The 16,591-nt window shown below is 50.5% G+C and carries 15 protein-coding genes and 1 other annotated feature (1 of these 16 only partly in view); of the genes, 12 read left to right on the top strand and 3 right to left on the bottom strand.

The genetic code is table 11. The features are described 5' to 3' along the window. Nucleotides 1-243 (bottom strand) — a binding site (T-box leader) (it extends 12 nt beyond the left edge of the window). A 313-nt stretch (nucleotides 244-556) separates the two neighbouring features. Both DWZ76_RS06175 and DWZ76_RS06170 read left to right on the top strand, forming a co-directional pair. Beyond that, nucleotides 557-2,314: a SulP family inorganic anion transporter gene (locus tag DWZ76_RS06175; RefSeq protein WP_118472180.1), complete on the top strand. Its 1,758-nt coding sequence runs from the start codon at nucleotides 557-559 to the stop codon at nucleotides 2,312-2,314. A gap of 2 nt (nucleotides 2,315-2,316) precedes the next feature. Continuing rightward, entirely contained in the window at nucleotides 2,317-2,679 is a 363-nt protein-coding gene (locus DWZ76_RS06170) for an MGMT family protein (protein ID WP_118472179.1), read from the top strand. Nucleotides 2,680-2,809: 130 nt separating this feature from the next. Here DWZ76_RS06170 and DWZ76_RS06165 read toward each other — a convergent pair whose 3' ends face one another. Next, the gene (locus tag DWZ76_RS06165) at nucleotides 2,810-4,177 is read right to left on the bottom strand and encodes an NAD(P)/FAD-dependent oxidoreductase (RefSeq protein ID WP_118472178.1); all 1,368 of its coding nucleotides are present in this window, start codon (nucleotides 4,175-4,177) and stop codon (nucleotides 2,810-2,812) included. Nucleotides 4,178-4,343: 166 nt separating this feature from the next. On the opposite strand from DWZ76_RS06165, the gene DWZ76_RS06160 reads away from it, so the two are divergent. After that, complete coding sequence (locus DWZ76_RS06160; RefSeq protein ID WP_182431278.1) at nucleotides 4,344-4,661, top strand: EamA family transporter; 318 nt, start codon at nucleotides 4,344-4,346, stop codon at nucleotides 4,659-4,661. 9 nt (nucleotides 4,662-4,670) lie between these two features. Here the strand turns inward: DWZ76_RS06160 and DWZ76_RS06155 are convergent, their stop codons facing one another. After that, a complete protein-coding gene (locus DWZ76_RS06155; RefSeq protein ID WP_118472176.1) occupies nucleotides 4,671-6,617 on the bottom strand; it encodes a DEAD/DEAH box helicase in 1,947 nt (648 codons plus the stop codon). A gap of 284 nt (nucleotides 6,618-6,901) precedes the next feature. On the opposite strand from DWZ76_RS06155, the gene DWZ76_RS06150 reads away from it, so the two are divergent. Beyond that, the gene (locus tag DWZ76_RS06150; RefSeq protein WP_118472249.1) at nucleotides 6,902-7,567 is read left to right on the top strand and encodes a Crp/Fnr family transcriptional regulator; all 666 of its coding nucleotides are present in this window, start codon (nucleotides 6,902-6,904) and stop codon (nucleotides 7,565-7,567) included. Nucleotides 7,568-7,635: 68 nt separating this feature from the next. Here the strand turns inward: DWZ76_RS06150 and DWZ76_RS06145 are convergent, their stop codons facing one another. Then, a complete protein-coding gene (locus DWZ76_RS06145) occupies nucleotides 7,636-8,580 on the bottom strand; it encodes a LysR family transcriptional regulator (protein WP_118472175.1) in 945 nt (314 codons plus the stop codon). A 383-nt stretch (nucleotides 8,581-8,963) separates the two neighbouring features. Here DWZ76_RS06145 and DWZ76_RS06140 point away from each other — a divergent pair, with 383 nt between their 5' ends. The 8 genes from DWZ76_RS06140 (at nucleotide 8,964) to DWZ76_RS06105 (ending at nucleotide 16,314) form a co-directional block, all read left to right on the top strand. Further along, nucleotides 8,964-9,641: a F0F1 ATP synthase subunit A gene (locus DWZ76_RS06140; RefSeq protein ID WP_107000520.1), complete on the top strand. Its 678-nt coding sequence runs from the start codon at nucleotides 8,964-8,966 to the stop codon at nucleotides 9,639-9,641. Between the two features lie 39 nt (nucleotides 9,642-9,680). Then, nucleotides 9,681-9,905 carry an ATP synthase F0 subunit C gene (gene atpE, locus DWZ76_RS06135; protein ID WP_022359062.1) on the top strand — a complete coding sequence of 75 codons (225 nt, stop codon included), beginning with the start codon at nucleotides 9,681-9,683 and terminating at the stop codon, nucleotides 9,903-9,905. 31 nt (nucleotides 9,906-9,936) lie between these two features. After that, on the top strand, nucleotides 9,937-10,425 hold the full coding sequence (locus DWZ76_RS06130; protein ID WP_118468166.1) for an ATP synthase F0 subunit B: 489 nt from the start codon (nucleotides 9,937-9,939) through the stop codon (nucleotides 10,423-10,425). Beyond that, the gene (gene atpA / locus DWZ76_RS06125; protein WP_118468164.1) at nucleotides 10,412-12,481 is read left to right on the top strand and encodes a F0F1 ATP synthase subunit alpha; all 2,070 of its coding nucleotides are present in this window, start codon (nucleotides 10,412-10,414) and stop codon (nucleotides 12,479-12,481) included. Before DWZ76_RS06130 ends, atpA begins: the two co-directional genes overlap by 14 nt. Nucleotides 12,482-12,495: 14 nt before the next feature. Further along, nucleotides 12,496-13,398 carry an ATP synthase F1 subunit gamma gene (gene atpG, locus DWZ76_RS06120; protein WP_107000517.1) on the top strand — a complete coding sequence of 301 codons (903 nt, stop codon included), beginning with the start codon at nucleotides 12,496-12,498 and terminating at the stop codon, nucleotides 13,396-13,398. Between the two features lie 41 nt (nucleotides 13,399-13,439). Then, nucleotides 13,440-14,840, top strand: a complete 1,401-nt coding sequence (gene atpD / locus DWZ76_RS06115) for a F0F1 ATP synthase subunit beta (protein ID WP_107000980.1) — start codon at nucleotides 13,440-13,442, stop codon at nucleotides 14,838-14,840. Between the two features lie 6 nt (nucleotides 14,841-14,846). Continuing rightward, nucleotides 14,847-15,260 (top strand): ATP synthase F1 subunit epsilon, encoded by a 414-nt coding sequence (atpC, locus tag DWZ76_RS06110; RefSeq protein WP_022359057.1) that lies wholly within the window; start codon nucleotides 14,847-14,849, stop codon nucleotides 15,258-15,260. A 94-nt stretch (nucleotides 15,261-15,354) separates the two neighbouring features. Next, nucleotides 15,355-16,314, top strand: a complete 960-nt coding sequence (locus DWZ76_RS06105; RefSeq protein WP_118472174.1) for a LysR family transcriptional regulator — start codon at nucleotides 15,355-15,357, stop codon at nucleotides 16,312-16,314. The last annotated feature ends 277 nt before the right edge of the window (nucleotides 16,315-16,591 follow it).

The raw sequence follows: 16,591 nt of genomic DNA, 5'->3' as shown, positions 1-16,591 counted from the left end.
GGCATAAGCATCCGCGGTACCACTTCTTTTACCGGCTGTAAAGCCGATCTCTCAGCCATATCCATCATTCTGAATATGTTCCTCTTTAACGGTAGGAATCCGGACCGGACTACTGGTATCCTGCATGCGTTTGTCCGATCAGCTCACAGGGGATAATTTCCATCGGCGTTACTGTCTTTCATCGCCCGGCAGCTCTCTGAAAACGTGGAGAATTGGAAATCGTGTCCTGCTCAATGCTTTTTACAAGTACGAATTATAGACTTTTTTAAAGGAAAGTCAATCGAAAAAATAGCCGGAAGTTTGTGACAGAAATTTTACAAATCCGTCATTTTGACAAAAAAATCACAACTAAGAAATTTAACAAATGCTTATCTAGAAGTCTGAGTTACTGTTTACGCATACGTGCCCAGTAACAAGTCGGAAACATTCCTGTGTTAAAACTTCGAAAGAACTGGACACACCCTTATTTTGCTGTATAATAGGTAATTGTCGGTTCTTTTTAGGGCTGGCAATTACTTTTTATTTAAATTGGGAAGAAAAAGGGAGAGTTTGAGGTATGGAAAAAATACGTCCAATGTTGTTTACAACATTGAAGAAGTATTCCGGCGCACAGCTGATGTCAGATGTGGTAGCGGGTATCATCGTAGCGATCATCGCGCTGCCGCTTTCGATCGCGCTGGCGCTGGCTTCGGGTGTAGGTCCGGAACAGGGTATCTACACGGCGATTGCAGCCGGATTTGTGATCTCATTTTTAGGGGGCAGCCAGGTACAGATTGCAGGTCCAACGGCGGCATTTGCAACGATCGTGGCAGGTATCGTGGCGAAGAGCGGCGTGGAAGGGTTGGCAGTTGCGACGATCATGGCAGGTATTATCCTGGTTGTCATGGGATTCTGCCATTTTGGTTCATTGATTAAGTTTATTCCGTTTACAATTACAACCGGATTTACCTCCGGTATCGCGGTGACGATCGTCATCGGTCAGTTGAAGGATTTCTTCGGCGTGACCTATCCGGCAGGAATGGAGACGATCGAGACGATGCAGAAGCTGAAAGCGTTCGCAGCCGGATTCGGAAGTGTCAACCTGCACGCGATCATCGTCGGCGTGGTGTGTCTGGCGATTCTGATCGTGATGCCGATGATCACGGAGAAAATTCCGGGATCGCTGGTAGCTGTTATCGCAGGTATTTTAATGGTAAAATTCCTGCCGCTGCATGTGAATACGATCGGCGACCTTTACACGGTCAGCAACAAGCTTCCGGCGTTCCGTCTGCCGGTGTTCAGCTACGATGTGATTCAGGGTTCCCTGTCGGATGCGTTTACGATTGCAGTTCTGGCGGCGATTGAGTCTCTGCTTTCCTGCGTGGTAGCGGACGGCATGATCGGCGGAAAACACCGTTCCAACACGGAGCTGGTGGCACAGGGCGCGGGTAATATTATTTCCGCCCTGTTTGGCGGTATTCCGGCGACGGGCGCGATCGCGCGTACCGCAGCCAATGTCAAAAATGGCGGCCGTACCCCGGTTGCAGGCATGGTTCATGCGGTTGTCCTGCTTCTGATTCTGGTAGTTCTGATGCCGTGTGCAAGCTGGATCCCGATGCCGACCATCGCGGCAATCCTGTTTATGGTTGCCTACAATATGTGTCAGTGGAGAACCTTCGTCCGTCTGACCAAGACGGCTCCGAAGAGTGATATTGCGGTTCTGGTGCTGACCTTCTTCTTAACCGTTATCTTCGATCTGGTTGTAGCGATCGAGATCGGTATGCTGTTATCCTGCCTGCTGTTTATGAAGCGGATGAGCGATGAGACGGGCGTCAGAAGCTGGCTTTATGTCGAAGAAGTAGAGGAGCAGAAGCGCAAAGCGCAGGAAGTAAGAAAAGCGAAAAAAGCCGGAAAAGAGCTTTCAGTGGAAGAGGCACAGCTCTTAGCGGCAGCTGCAGAAGATGAAGAAGCAGCCATGAAAGAACAGGCACGTCTGCGGGAGATACCGAGAGAACTGGCTGTTTATGAGATTACAGGACCTCTGTTCTTCGGTGCAGCAGACCGCATCAACCAGATTGAAACCCGCGAGGAGACGAAATGCCTGGTTCTTCGTATGCGTGCTGTTCCGGCAGTTGACAGTACAGCGATGAATTCGATGGTTGCCCTCTATGAGCGCTGCCAGAAGAACGGCGTCACATTGATTTTGTCCCATGTCAACGAGCAGCCGATGCACGTGATGGAGAAAGCAGGATTTGTGGATATGGTCGGACGCGATCATTTCTGCCCGAATATCGAGGCAGCACTTGATCATGCGGACGAGGTGCTGGGAAAATAATTATGGACATCTATCGGAGAATGAAAGAAGTATTTAGGCGCATTCCGGACGGCTGCGTGACGACCTACGGTCAGGTAGCGCTCCTGTGCGGTGCACCGCGCCATTCCCGTCAGGTGGGATATGCGCTCCGCACCAACCGCCTGGGCGATGTCCCGGCATTCAGGGTGATTAATTCCAAGGGCTTTCTAAGCGGCGCAGCGGCGTTCGACTATCCGGGACAGCAGAAAAAACTGCTGGAACAGGATGGAATACGGGTGGACTCCACCGAGGACGGTGACCGCGTCGATTTAAAACAATATGGATGGAAACCTTCGATGGACGAGGCAGAAGAATTGTATGCGTTGTTTCGGAAGTTGGGGATCTGAGTGGGAATCAAGGAAAATGCATCTGAATGAGATATTGGTAAGCGAAAGAAGTGAAATGAGATGGATAAGATGGCAGACGATAGGGGCTGCATCTTATCCATTTTTAATAGACATTTCTGACCGTTTATTATTAAATTGTCTCCGCGATCTGCCGTGCCACATAGACACCGCTGGCAGATGCATGGGAAAGGGAATGGGTAATACCGCTGCCGTCACCGATGACGTAGAGTCCATCATGACAGGTCATCAGGTTGTGATCCACTTCCACCTCCATGTTGTAGAATTTTACCTCCACTCCATAGAGAAGGGTGTCATCATTCGCCGTACCCGGTGCTACCTTATCCAGGGCATAAATCATCTCGATAATACCGTCCAGAATCCGTTTTGGGAGAACCAGGCTCAGATCACCGGCAGCCGCATTGAGGGTTGGAACCGTAAAAGATTCATTGATTCGCTGCTGCGTGCTTCTTTTTCCGCGGATCAGGTCTCCAAAACGCTGCACAATTACACCACCGCCCAGCATGTTGCTGAGTTTTGCAATACTCTCTCCATATTCATTGGAATTCTTGAAGGGCTCTGAAAAATGTTTCGCCACCAGGAGGGCAAAGTTCGTGTTATGGGTCTGCTTTGCAGGATCCTCGTAGCTGTGGCCATTTACCGTTACGATGCCGTTGGTATTTTCATTTACCACAGCTCCCTTGGGATTCATACAGAAGGTGCGCACGTAATCCTCGTATTTTTCCGTGCGATACACGATCTTGCTCTCATAGAGTTCATCCGTAAGATCCGAAAAGATCTCAGCCGGCAGCTCAACCCGGACACCCAGATCCACACGGTTGGAATTCGTATGGATATCCAGATCCTTGCATACCTTCTGCATCCACTTACTGCCGCTTCGGCCGGCGGAAATGATACATTTCGTACCCTCAAAGGTTGTATCATCGCTGTAAACCTTGTAACCTTTCTCCGTTTTCTCCACGGTTTCGATGGCACAGTCAAAATAGAAATCCACCTTATTCTTCAGATGATCATAGAGGTGCTCCAGAACAATATAATTAATATCTGTACCCAGATGGCGGACCGAAGCATCCAGAAGATGCAGGCCGTGCTGCATACAGGTTTTCTTGAATTTTGTTCCCGCAGTGGAATACAGCTTCGTGCCCTCCCCGCCAAAACGGAGGTTGATTCCATCCACATATTCCATCAGTTCAATGGCTGTCTTTTTTCCGATATACTCATAGAGAGTGCCGCCGAAATCATTGGTAATGTTGTATTTTCCATCAGAAAATGCACCGGCTCCGCCGAATCCACTCATGATGGAGCAGCATTTGCAGTGAATACAGGACTTGATTTTATCACCATCAATGGGACATTTACGGTGCTCCAGCGGATGTCCTACCTCAAAAACAGCGATCTTTAAATCCGGTTTACGTTCCATCAGCTCATAGGCAGAAAAGATACCGCCGGGACCGGCGCCGATAATTAACACATCATACATATTGAAATTCTCCTTGTTTTCCTAAAATTTGATTCCCTCTTTCTGTATTATAGCATAAATTTCGAAAAAAGAGGCAGCACGTCATGCGCTGCCCCGAAACATCATCCCCTATGTCGTCATGGCATCTTCCGTTATTATATCATCACCTCAGAATAAAGATTCTTTTATGGCTGTAACCATCAGCCTGATTCCCTTTGTAAAATTACCGGAGGTGTTTTCGAGCCTGATGACCTCTCCGGCGCTTCTTGGCAAAGGGCTGGCGCTGGAACTTGTATCTACCTTTTTTCCGTTTGTAAGCTACACACTGGGACTCCGCCAGATGGAGGCAGGAAAAGCCTCGGTTCTGGCGTTTGCTGAGCCGATGGTGGCAGATGTGGCTGGGATTGTGGTATTTGGAGAAATGCTGCGGGTTGAAAATGTGCTGGGCATTCTTTTGATTTTTACGGCATTGGTGGTGTTGAACAGCCGGAACGTAAAACGGTAAAATCAGGGGCTAATCGATAATGGAACTGTGACGAAAACACGGATCACAAATCTTAAACGGATATCCAACCGGCAGCATCCGTCCGCAGCGCTGGCAGCGGGCGATGTAGCTTTTTTTGCCCTTGGACAAATACTGCATGATCGTGCCTTCAGTGCGGCTGCGTTCCTGTTCGAGCCAGTCCTCGTCGATGAGCTTGTCAAAACGATGGGAGAACTGGTAGTAGAGGTCGAGCTTGCGGTAATACGTTTCGTATTTCTGCAGCCCCAGCTTGGAGCCGGCGCCTTTGTCCGGGTGTTTCAGGCGCTTGTCCGCCGGGTAATCCTTGCAGTAGCGCAGCCATTGCAGGACAACCTGATGATCCTTGATATCGATGGGACAGCTGATCATGCGGTAGAGAATCCGTTTGTCATCGAATCCGTAGATATCGTCTCTGTGGCGTTCTGCCTGCGCATAAAGGCTTAAAATCTCATCGACGCTGACCTTTTCAAACGGAGGCGTCGGCTCAACGGATTTCCAGACTTTGATGATAACGTCCAGCGGCTCGTCCAGATCGAGGAGAATCTGCGGGAAACCGAGGCTGACTTTTTCGATTGGTTCTTCCTCCTGAGTAAGCTGTTCCCGGATATAATCAAGGGATTCCTGCCCCATCGCGTTGACGTAGCCGGTGTCAAAGAGTCCGAAGCGTCCGGCGCGCCCGGCGATCTGCTTGACCTCCGGTACGGTCAGACCGCGCCGGGTGGTACCGTCAAATTTCTGGGTCTGGACAAATACGATACGCCGGACAGGCAGGTTGAGTCCCATGCCGATCGCGTCGGTGGCGACGACCACCTTGGTTTTGCCGCTGGTAAAAAGCTGCATCTGGCGGCGACGGATCTCCGGCGGCAGGCTTCCGTATATAACACTTGCCTTGATACCTTCTTCTTCCAGACGGCCCGCCACATCCAGCACAGATTTTTTGGAAAATACGACGAGTGCATCGCCGGGAAGAACACTTTCCGGGAAAGAAAATGGCGTGTCCTCACAGATGAGCGCAGTTTTGCGCTGATACCGGCAGATGGCAAGGCTGTCGCCGCACAGATGGATCAGGTGTGTGACAGCAGATTCAGCGGCGGGACTCATGCAGACATGGATTTCGTGGGCTTTCAGTCCCAGAATCGCCTTTGTCCAGCAATGCCCGCGGTCTGGATCGGCGGTCAGCTGTGCCTCATCAATCACGGCAATATCGTATTCCTCGGAGAAATCTGCCATCTCGATCGTCGAAGCTGTGATCCGGCTGTCATCGTCGGCGATACACTCCTGACCGGTCAGCATGGTGCTGGGAACGCCGCAGTCGTGCATTTTTTCATATACCTCAAGCGCCAGAAGGCGCAGCGGACCGAGGTAAGTGCCCTTTTTCGCTGTTTTTAAGCGTTCCAGCGCGTGAAATGTTTTGCCGCTGTTGGTCGGTCCGATGTGGAGAATGAAACGGCGGTTCATCGCCATAGTCTCCGGAAATTCCAGCTCTGGGCGGGATGGGACGAGATCCATGATTTTATACTGGATGACGTAGCGCTTATAGATCTGGTAAAGCTCCAGAAGTGTCTGCGTGCAGAGCTGACCATCCAATTCTGTTTCCAGATAATTCAGAAAATCCACGGAAATATCATCGCGCTGGGCGGGCAGAAACATTGCCTCATCCAGGCGGATGAGCTGTGGCAGCAGGCTGGTTTCAATGAGCTTTGTGACAGCATCGTTGTGGGAACGGTACGCAAAATAAGCCAGATTTTTGATCTGGCGGTGCCATTCCTCCAGCGAGAGGCTGGTGACCTGCGTCGGTTTGGTGCGTTTCAATGTTTTTAACAGCCGGTTCGTCCGCTCGTTCAGATCGCGGGGGCGGGAACTGGTCTTTCGTTTTTTCTTGCTTGCCGCCTGATATTGGCGGATATATGTCTGAAGAAGCTGATTTGGCTCGAGCATTTGAACGTCTCCTCTTTATGTAAATATCTTGTCCGATACAAATTCTAATTTAAAACGTAGCTGTTCAGTACCTTCACAGTCACGCGCAAAAATCCATTAAAAATTGCCTGCGGCGTTTCTATTATCGCAGAAGTTGCATGGATGTGCAAGAACGGGAAATCAGATTGCAGAAAAACATAAAAATATTTGATATAATTAAGAACACTTATTAAAATAGAAAGGTCAACATCTATATGGCATCAAACTATAAAACGGGCGCCAGCCTGAATTTAACTCTCTTCGAGATGCAGCTTCTAAGCCACAGCCCTCTGTTTCGAGGCGCGGGAGAATCTGGAATCGGGGAGATGCTGTCCTGTCTGGGGGCGGAGGAACGCAGTTATGAAAAAGAAGAAATGATTTATCGCGCGGGGAATACGGTCACATCTCTGGGGGTGGTGATGCACGGAAGTGTGATGATTGTCAACGATGATCTGTGGGGCAACCGCAGCATTCTAGACCGGGTAGAACCAGGACAGATTTTTGCGGAGACATATGCGTGCGTGCCGGGGGAAAAGCTGCTGGTCGATGTGTTTGCAGCGGAGGTGACGGAAGTGCTGTTTTTAAATGTTGGAAAAATGCTGTCGCAGTGTCCCAATTCTTGCGGACATCACACGCAGCTTATCCGCAACCTGCTTGCAATCTCGGCGCAGAAAAACTTGCAGCTGTCCCGCCGGATCTTCAATACATCGTCGAAATCCATCCGGGGACGGCTTCTGTCGTACCTCTCCGATCAGGCGGTAAAAAATGAGAGCGAGAGATTTGATATACCATTCAACCGCCAGCAGCTCGCCGACTATCTGGGCGTGGACCGGTCGGCGCTGTCGGCAGAGCTGGGGAAAATGCAGCGGGAAGGGCTTCTGGAATTTAGAAAAAATCACTTTCATTTATATGAAGAGGTTAGAAGCTTGTAGATTACAAACAAAAATACCCTGTCAGGAGCATTAAAATCCGACCGACAGGGTATTTTTAGTGAAAATCCCTATGGGTGTAACAAGATCGGCTGTCCATTCCCTATACTTTCCTGCACCGGCTGTTTCAGCATATCCAGAAATGCCTGTGCCGCCGGCGTCAGCGGGCGCATCGGGTTTTGCAGGACGAGGATCTGGCGCTTCGGGATAGTAATATTTAGGTGAAGCTGGAACACGCGGTAGTTGAGCAGGTAGTTCCGGGCAAATTCCGAGGGAACAAAGCCGATTCCCAGATTGTGGGAGACGGTCGGGGCGATCAGGTCGTTGGAAGAAACTTCGATGCTCGGGCGCAGATCCAGCCCCTGTTCCTCAAAGAGATTGTCCCAAAAAAGCCGCGTCGTTGTGCCGGACTCCATGCTGACAAGTGGGTGCATACAGAGCTCTTCAAGGGAGAGTGTGCGGTTCTGCAGCTCGGAAAAACGGTTTCCGGCGATGACGATGTCCTGGAACTCGGAAACCGGCATCACGTGAACCAGATCCAGCTCCTTCATGATCTCGTGGATCGGAGAGATGATGACGGCAAAGTCATTTTCCCCGGCCTTTAAGGAAGAAGCGGTGATCGGCGCAGAGTTGGAATGGATCTGCACGGTCACATTCGGAAAACGCTGCTGGAACTGTTCAATATAAGGAAGCAGAAAGAAGCGCATCGTCAGCTCGCTCGCACCGATCGAAACCCTGCCGCTCTGACTGTTCGTATATTCTTTTAAAATCTCTTCCGCGCGTCCCATCTGCTGGCAGGGACGGTTGATCTGGCGGAACAGGATCCGCCCTTCATCGGTCAGGGTCACGCCTTTTTGGGAGCGGTTGAAAAGTTTGCACTGAAGCATATCTTCTAAATTATGAATGTATTTTGTTACGGTTGGCTGCGTGAGGCAGAGATTCAAAGCCGCCTGGGTAATATTCTGGCATCGAGCCACCTCATAGAAAACCTTGTAGTAGTCGAAACTGATGTCCATGTATGTAGTTGAAATCCTTTCTGTATGTCGGACTGTTTCTGCCTGATTGAAACAGTGTTTATCTGATTTTATATCTGTACGTGTATTTACCAAATATAGTCACACTTTATCGTATTTTTCCAGAAATGTCCAGCCACAATAACGATTACCAATAACTATCACCATTCATTTTATCTATGGATATAGGAAAAAAATATAATTTTACCATTTGTATTTCTGGGAGTAAGATCGGGAACAGACGGGAAGAATGTGGAGACACAGGAGAAAACGTTACTGGGCACGTATGCGTGAACAGTAACTAGAACACGTGGCGGCATCGGGAAATGAAAGAACAATAGCCGGGGCAGCCGCGGGAGAACAACCCGGAGAGAGGAAGTGACAGTATGGGAGATCTGGGTGCGACCCTGATCAAGGAATTGAACTGTGAGACAGCCTTTACAATTGGCGGGATCGGCATATCAGAATCCGTTGTGGTTACATGGATCATGATGGCAGTGGTGCTCGTGGTTTCACTGATTGTGACGCACGGTCTGAAAGTTGAACATCCCGGACGCGGACAGCTCCTTCTGGAGAACGCTGTTACGTGGCTGCAGGGCATTGGCGAGGGAATCCTCGGAGAGGAAGGAAAAGGCTATGCGCCGTATCTGACATCCGTGCTGATGTATCTGGGCGTGGCGAACCTGCTTGGTATACTGGGATTCAAGCCGCCAACCAAGGATTTGAACGTCACGGCAGCACTGGCGCTGATGAGTATTGTGCTGATTGAGACAGCAGGGATTCGGGTCAAAGGTTTAAAAGGATGGTTAAAGAGCTTTACAGAGCCGATCGCCATCGTGACACCGATCAATATCATGGAGGTATTTATCAAACCGTTGTCGCTGTGTATGCGACTGTTCGGAAACGTGTTGGGCGCGTTCGTCATCATGAAATTGATTGAATACATCCTTCCGGTAGGGCTTCCGGTATTGTTCAGCGCTTACTTTGATATCTTTGACGGTCTGATTCAGGCGTATGTATTTGTCTTCCTGACAGGGCTTTTTATCAAGGAATCAATCGAGTAATAGAAGAGAAATAGAAAATTACAAAAAGGAGACTTTATTATGGGTACAATCATTGCAATCGGAGCAGGTCTGGCAGTTCTTGCAGGCGCAGGAGCCGGAATTGGTATCGGAATCGCCACATCTAAGGCGACTGAGGCAGTCGCAAGACAGCCGGAGGCAGAGGGAAAAATCACAAAGATTCTATTGTTAGGTGCGGCACTTGCCGAGGCAACTGCTATTTATGGTTTCGTTATTGCCCTTTTGATTATTATTCTTTTAAGCTGATACGATAGAAAACGAAAGGTGGGGCAAGGCTATGTTACGGTTGGACATCAACCTGGTTTTTACGATCATCAACCTTTTAATCTGGTATGCAATTATCCGTATTTTCCTCTTTAAGCCGATCAACAAAGTGATCGATAAACGGAATGCAGCCATTCAGGAAAAGTATGATGAGGCAAAAAAGATGCAGGAAGAAGCGCAGGCGGAGAAAGAGAAATACGCAGCCTGCCAGGATGAAATAGAAGCAGAGAAAAACAAGGTGCTGGATGCGGCGCGTGCGAGTGCACGTGAGGAAGGACGCCAGCTGATTGAAAACGCCCAGAAAGAGGCAGATAAAGTCATCCGTAAGGCGGGCGAGGATGCACGCCGGGAGAAGGACAAGATGCTCGAACAGGCGAAGCATGAAATTTTGTCGCTGGTTCTGGACGCGGCGGCTGGTTCGATGAACAAGAAGTCGGATGACAGCGCTCTTTATGATGAGTTTTTGAAGAAAGCGGGTACGACGGAGAATGAAGAAACTTGATGTCTATTTACAAGAAATAAAGAGGCAGAAGATTTCTGTCGATGATCTGCAGCATGCGGCTGAGATACTGGCTGCGACACCGCAGCTTCCGGCAGAGCTTGAAAATCCGGATTTGACCCGTGAGAAGCGGGAAGATCTGGTTCGTAGCCTGTTTCCGCTGGCAGTCCGGGGAATCATCGAGGTGCTGGCACAGGATCAGACAATGAAAATGATGCCGGATCTGATTAAGGAAGCGGAGACGTTTGAAAAGCCGGATAAATATCTGCGCTGTGTGCTGGAATATGTCAAAGAGCCGGATGAAAAACAGGCAGCCGGAATCCGGAAATTTCTCTCGGAGAAATATCCGGGACGGGAACTCCGGATTGTGAAGGAAGAAAAGCCGGAGCTTGGAAGTGGTTTTATCCTCCGGGTCGGAAGTGAGGAATATGACTGGAGCACGGAGGGAAGAAAACGGGCACTGGCAGATAAATTAAAGAATCTGGTAAAAGAGCCGGATTCGGGTGATTTCCTTACCCAGAAGGGAATCATCGGGATTCTGAAAGGAAATCTGGATGGAATCGACATTTCAGCCCGTGAGATCGGTACGGTCAGCCGGGTGGGCGACGGCATCGCCTATGTGGATGGAATCGACCATGCGATGTACGGTGAGATTGTGGCGTTTGACGGCGATGTGAGAGGCATGGTACAGGATATCCGGTCGAAGGAGATCGGCTGCATCCTCTTTGGACATGCGAACACCATCGGAGAAGGAAGCCGCGCGATGCGGACCGGCAAGATGGCAGGTATCCCGGTTGGCGAGGGATTCTTAGGGCGTGTTGTAGATGCGCTGGGCAATCCGATCGACAATAAAGGGGAGATTGAGGCAGCCGGATACCGTCCGGTGGAATCACCGGCGCCGGGTATTATCGAGCGTCAGTCAGTTGATACCCCGATGGAGACCGGTATCCTCTCGATCGATTCGATGTTCCCGATCGGACGCGGACAGCGTGAGCTGATCATTGGTGACCGCCAGACCGGTAAGACCTCGATCGCGGTAGATACGATGCTGAACCAAAAGGGAAAAGACGTGATCTGCATCTATGTGGCGATCGGTCAGAAGGCTTCAACGGTATCGAGACTGGTTCATACACTGGAAAAACACGGGGCGATGGAGTACAGCATCGTGCTGGCAGCGACGGCGAGTGATCCGGCGTCCTTACAGTATATCGCGCCGTATGCAGGAACGGCACTGGCAGAATATTTTATGCATCAGGGAAAAGATGTTCTGATTGTCTATGACGATTTATCGAAACACGCGGTTGCGTACCGTGCACTGTCTCTTCTGATGGAACGTTCTCCGGGACGTGAGGCATATCCGGGCGATGTATTCTATCTGCATTCCCGTCTGCTGGAGCGCTCGGCGCGGCTTTCGGATGAGCTGGGCGGTGGTTCAATCACAGCGCTGCCGATTGTCGAGACACAGGCGGGCGATGTGTCGGCGTATATCCCGACCAACGTTATTTCCATCACAGATGGACAGATTTTCCTGGAAAGTTCGCTGTTCTTCGAGGGCATGCGCCCGGCGGTCAATGTAGGGCTTTCGGTATCGCGTGTCGGCGGCGCAGCGCAGACCAAGGCGATGAAGAAGGCAGCCGGAAGCGTACGTATCGACCTGGCACAGTACCGCGAGATGGAAGTATTCACACAGTTTAGCTCCGATCTGGATCCGGCAACTAAGGCACAGCTTACCTACGGCAGCGGTCTGATGGAGCTGTTAAAACAGCCGCTTGAGCATCCGCTCTCGATGGAAGAACAGGTTGTGATTCTGTATGCGGCAACGAGCCATCTGCTGGTAGATATTCCGAAGGAAAAGCTGAAAGCATTCCAGGGCGGGCTCTACGAATATATGAGAAGTTTCTACCCGCAGGTGGGCGATGCACTCCGCACGACGAAGACACTCAGCGATGATATCCAGCGAGAGATTGCGAAGGCGGTGGGCGAGTACAAGGCAAAATTCCTGAAAGCACAGGGAAATGCGCCGGAGGCAGCAGCGGATGCAAAACCGGATAAGCAGTAAGGCGGTGATGGAAGATGGCAGGACTCAGAGAGATCCAGAACCGGATCCGGAGTATTCAGGATACGCGCAAGATCACGAATGCGATGTACCTGATATCTTCGACAAAATTAAAGAAAGCCAGAAAAGAACTGGCAGAGACGGAGCCGTATTTCTATGCATTGCAAAATGTCATCCGGCGTATCCAGAGGCATCTGCCAAACATGGAAAGCCCCTATTTTGAAAAAGAAGGACACCAGTCGAAAAAAACGGGGCTGCTGGTTATTTCCGGTGATAAAGGGCTGGCGGGTGCTTATAACCATAATATCATGAAGATGGCGGATACATTTTTAAAGGATCCTTCCCGCGAGGTACATCTGTTTGTCATCGGTGAGACGGGGCGGCAGTTTTTTGCCTCCCAGCACATCCCGATTGAAGAAAATTTCCAGTATACGGCGCAGGATCCGACGTTTAACCGGGCAAGGTGGATTGCTGGAATGCTTCTGGAACGATATTTGTCGGGTGATTTGGATGAGATCCATGTCCTGTATACAAGAATGGAAAATGTGATGCAGAGTGTGGCGAAGGATAAAAGGGTGCTTCCGATTACCAAGCCGGATATGCACGGAATGGCGATTCCGGTCGATGTGCGGCTGGAGGAGTTTTCCCTCCGGCCAACGCCGGAGGAAGCGATGAATGCGATCGTTCCGAACTATGTAGCCGGATTTATCTATGGCGCGCTGGTTGAGTCGTTCTGCAGCGAGCAGAATGCCCGTATGATGGCGATGGATGCGGCGACGGATAATGCGGATGCACTTTTAAAAGATTTGAATACGATGTACAACCGGGCGCGGCAGGCGGCGATCACACAGGAGATCACCGAAGTATGCGGCGGCGCGGCTGCACAGAGACGAGAACGAGAAGAGGAGATGAGAGTGTGATGGGAGAACAGGCGGCAGAGACAAAAAAGACTGAAACCAGCCTGCCGGAAGGCAAGATTGTCCAGGTTTCCGGTCCGGTTGTCGATGTGAAATTTGAGAGCGGTCCCCTTCCGGAGATCCGGGACGCGCTCACAGTAGAAAATCAGGGAAAGACGTGTGTGATGGAAGCTGCCAAGCACATGGGAAATAATATCGTCCGCTGCATCATGCTGTCGGCAAGCGAGGGCTTGAGCCGTGACATGAAGGTAACACCGACGGGAGAAGGCATTTCCGTTCCGGTTGGCGAAAAGACGCTTGGACGTTTGTTTAATGTTTTAGGTGAGACGGTAGATGGAGGAGAAAAGCTGGATGGTGAGGAGCACTGGTGTATTCACCGGGATCCGCCGCCATTTGAGGATCAGAGCCCGGTCGCGGAGATTCTGGAGACGGGCATCAAGGTTATTGATCTTCTGGCGCCGTATTCCAAGGGCGGAAAAGTCGGTCTGTTTGGCGGCGCGGGCGTCGGAAAAACAGTCCTGATTCAGGAGCTGATCCGGAATATTGCGATGGAGCAGGGCGGTTATTCTATCTTTACGGGTGTCGGTGAGCGTTCCCGTGAGGGCAATGACCTCTGGAGTGAGATGAAGGCATCCGGTGTTCTGGAAAAGACAGCGCTCGTGTTTGGACAGATGAACGAGCCGCCGGGAGCTCGTATGAGAGTTGCAGAGACCGGGCTTACGATGGCAGAATATTTCCGTGACAAAATGCACCGGAATGTGTTACTATTTATCGATAATATTTTCCGTTATGTACAGGCAGGTTCGGAGGTTTCAGCGCTGCTTGGGCGTATGCCGTCGGCGGTTGGTTATCAGCCAACGTTAGCGAATGAGATGGGCGAGCTGCAGGAGCGGATTGCCTCGACGAAAGATGGTTCGGTCACTTCAATCCAGGCAGTCTATGTACCGGCGGATGATTTAACCGATCCGGCACCGGCGACTACCTTTACCCATCTGGATGCGACTACGGTTCTTTCCAGAAAGATCGTAGAACAGGGTATCTACCCGGCGGTCGATCCGCTGGAATCCTCGTCCCGTATTCTGGAACCGGATGTGGTCGGAGAAGAACACTATGAGACGGCCAGACGGGTGCAGGAGATTTTGCAGAAATACAAGGAATTGCAGGATATCATTGCAATTCTGGGTATGGACGAGTTGTCTGAGGAAGATAAGCTGACCGTCGGTCGCGCAAGAAAGATACAGCGTTTCTTATCCCAGCCGTTCCACGTGGCGGAGAACTTTACCGGTGTACCGGGCAAGTATGTGCCGTTAAAGGATACCGTCAAGGGCTTTAAGGCAATTCTGGATGGTGAGATGGATGCGTACCCGGAGGCAGCATTCTTCAATGTCGGAACGATCGAGGATGTAGTGGCAAAGGCGAAGGCTTTAGAGAAACAGGAGGCGTAGGAACGGATGGCAGATTTTCATGTAAAAATCATATCCAGCAACCGGACATTCTATGAGGGAGTCTGCCACTGTCTGATCCTTCCGGCGGTGGATGGTGAGATGGCTGTCATGGCGCACCATGAGAGCGAGATCGTGGCAGTCAAAGCGGGAGAAATGCGTTTCCAGGCGACAGAGGACGGTCCGTGGGAGGCGGCAGTCGTCGGGCAGGGCTTCTGTGAGATCGCCAACAACCGTGTTATGTTGCTGGCAGATACGATCGAGAAACCGGAGGAGATCGACCGGATCCGGGCGCAGGAGGCATTAGAGCGTGCGAAAGAGCGGCTGCGCCAGAAACAGAGCATTTCCGAGTATTACAGCACCCGCGCGGCGATGGCGAGAGCGCTGGTTCGTCTGAAAGAGACGGAAAAATTTGTGGACTAGGTGCGTTAGAGGCGGATTTGAGCCTGGTGTGATTCTGTGGCAGATGCGGTTCAGAAAGAAATGACAGAAAATCAGTAAGAATGGAGAACAGGGCATGACATTACTTCAGTTAAAATACGTGGTGGAGGTGGCGGCAGCCGGAACCATCAGCGGGGCGGCAAAAAAACTTTATATTGCACAGCCGAGCCTCACGGCGGCGATCAAGGAACTGGAGCATGAGATTGGTTTTTCCCTGTTTACCCGCACGAACAAGGGCGTGGTGATTTCCCCGGACGGGGAAGAATTTCTGGGGTATGCGAGACAGGTGATCGAGCAGGCAAACCTGATCGAGGAGCGCTATTTTGGCGCTGTGCCGCAGAAACGCCAGTTCTGTGTCTCCACCCAGCACTATTCCTTTGCCGTTGAGGCGTTTGTCGATCTGATCCGCGAGTACGGCGGAGAAGAGTACGATTTCCGTATCCGCGAGACGCAGACGTATGAGCTGATTGAGGATGTGGCGAAGCTTAGGAGCGAGGTTGGCGTGCTGTATCTGAACCGTTTTAACGAGACGGTGATCCGCAAGACGCTGCGGGAACACGACCTCAGATTTACCCGGCTTTTTACAGCAAAGCCCCATGTATTTATCGGTGCGGCCAATCCGCTTGCAAGCCGCAGTTCTATCACCCTGTCGGATTTGGAACCTTATCCGCGTCTGTCTTATGAGCAGGGCGAGCACAATTCCTTTTATTTCTCCGAGGAGATCCTCAGCACGCTGGACAGCCGCAAGGACATCCTGGTGTCCGACCGCGCGACCCTGTTTAATCTTCTGATTGGGCTGAATGGGTATACGATCTGCAGCGGTGTCATCAATGAGGAACTGAACGGACCGAATATTGTAGCGATTCCACTTGATGTGGACGATTATATGGAGATCGGTTACATTACCCACAATCGCGTGACACCGGGACGGTTTGCGGGACTGTATATTGAGGCGTTGAAGCGGAGAGTGGGAGTGCCGGTTCCCAAAGTGTCTACCCGTGAACCAATAACCAGAATTCCTGTTTCCGACAGGTGATTTTTTGGTTTGACTTTTTTTAAAACAGGAAATATAATAATACCGAAACGAGTAGCAAACGAGTGTAAATCCAGCTTTTGCTGCTCTTTTTTTATTATTTCATAAAGAATGTGCCAAGGTGCATTTTTTATGAAATTTCATAAAAATGCCATTAAAAAGTGTGTTGCAAAATAAATGCTTTTGAAATAAAGTCTTCCGGAACGGGAAAACATGAGTCAATCTGAGAGTTTTACAGAAAATATTCAAGGAATGTGCATAACCTATATTTGCTGTCACA

The organism is Clostridium sp. AF35-15, assembly GCF_003477745.1.
GTDB lineage: Bacteria > Bacillota > Clostridia > Lachnospirales > Lachnospiraceae > Otoolea > Otoolea fessa.
Note: the sequence above shows the minus strand (reverse complement) of the source record. Positions and strands in the feature narration are given on the sequence as shown.

Excerpts from the sequence above, each read along its gene's own strand:
- DWZ76_RS06175 (WP_118472180.1), top strand. The coding sequence starts at position 557 with ATGGAAAAAATACGTCCAATGTTGTTTACAACATTGAAGAAGTATTCC.
- DWZ76_RS06170 (WP_118472179.1), top strand. The coding sequence starts at position 2,317 with ATGGACATCTATCGGAGAATGAAAGAAGTATTTAGGCGCATTCCGGAC.
- DWZ76_RS06165 (WP_118472178.1), bottom strand. The coding sequence starts at position 4,177 with ATGTATGATGTGTTAATTATCGGCGCCGGTCCCGGCGGTATCTTTTCT.
- DWZ76_RS06160 (WP_182431278.1), top strand. The coding sequence starts at position 4,344 with ATGGCTGTAACCATCAGCCTGATTCCCTTTGTAAAATTACCGGAGGTG.
- DWZ76_RS06155 (WP_118472176.1), bottom strand. The coding sequence starts at position 6,617 with ATGCTCGAGCCAAATCAGCTTCTTCAGACATATATCCGCCAATATCAG.
- DWZ76_RS06150 (WP_118472249.1), top strand. The coding sequence starts at position 6,902 with ATGCAGCTTCTAAGCCACAGCCCTCTGTTTCGAGGCGCGGGAGAATCT.
- DWZ76_RS06145 (WP_118472175.1), bottom strand. The coding sequence starts at position 8,580 with ATGGACATCAGTTTCGACTACTACAAGGTTTTCTATGAGGTGGCTCGA.
- DWZ76_RS06140 (WP_107000520.1), top strand. The coding sequence starts at position 8,964 with ATGGGAGATCTGGGTGCGACCCTGATCAAGGAATTGAACTGTGAGACA.
- atpE (WP_022359062.1), top strand. The coding sequence starts at position 9,681 with ATGGGTACAATCATTGCAATCGGAGCAGGTCTGGCAGTTCTTGCAGGC.
- DWZ76_RS06130 (WP_118468166.1), top strand. The coding sequence starts at position 9,937 with ATGTTACGGTTGGACATCAACCTGGTTTTTACGATCATCAACCTTTTA.
- atpA (WP_118468164.1), top strand. The coding sequence starts at position 10,412 with ATGAAGAAACTTGATGTCTATTTACAAGAAATAAAGAGGCAGAAGATT.
- atpG (WP_107000517.1), top strand. The coding sequence starts at position 12,496 with ATGGCAGGACTCAGAGAGATCCAGAACCGGATCCGGAGTATTCAGGAT.
- atpC (WP_022359057.1), top strand. The coding sequence starts at position 14,847 with ATGGCAGATTTTCATGTAAAAATCATATCCAGCAACCGGACATTCTAT.
- DWZ76_RS06105 (WP_118472174.1), top strand. The coding sequence starts at position 15,355 with ATGACATTACTTCAGTTAAAATACGTGGTGGAGGTGGCGGCAGCCGGA.